The organism is Vibrio sp. 1641, assembly GCF_033339995.1.
Lineage (GTDB): Bacteria > Pseudomonadota > Gammaproteobacteria > Enterobacterales > Vibrionaceae > Vibrio > Vibrio alginolyticus.
This window is the reverse complement of the sequence record NZ_JAWOVP010000531.1, coordinates 1-511: the sequence shown is the minus strand read 5'-3', so window position 1 is coordinate 511 and position 511 is coordinate 1. Positions and strand designations below refer to the sequence as shown.

The 511-nt window shown below is 50.5% G+C and carries 1 protein-coding gene; it reads left to right on the top strand.

The annotated features are described in order from the left end of the window. Positions 1 to 511, top strand: a 511-nt coding sequence (locus R7Z47_RS26960) for a proline dehydrogenase family protein (protein WP_318131042.1), incomplete at both ends; no start/stop codon positions are given.

The window sequence follows — 511 nt, the reverse complement described above, 5'->3', positions numbered from 1 at the left end:
AGCTGTCTCTAAAGCTGTTCGAGAAGATTTACCGCAGTGACCTCGTGAAAGGTTGGGGCAAGTTTGGTCTTGTTGTGCAAGCGTACTCGAAGCGTGCTCTACCAGTATTGGTTTGGCTCAATGCCCTTGCGAAAGAGCAAGGTGACTTGATCCCACTTCGCTTGGTAAAAGGCGCGTACTGGGATAGCGAAATCAAATGGTCACAACAAGCGGGCTACGACAACTACCCAGTGTACACACGCAAAGAAGCGACCGATGTTGCTTACCTTGCATGTGCGCGTTTCCTATTAAGCGAAGGCGTACGTGGCAATATCTTCCCGCAGTTTGCCAGCCACAATGCGCACACAGTTACTGCGATTGCAGTGATGGCGCAGCATAAGGATTTTGAATTCCAACGCCTACACGGCATGGGAGATTCACTCTACAACCACGTGATGGAGAAATACGGCCAACCTGTTCGTATTTACGCTCCAGTTGGTAGCCACGCGGATCTACTGCCTTACCTTGTTCG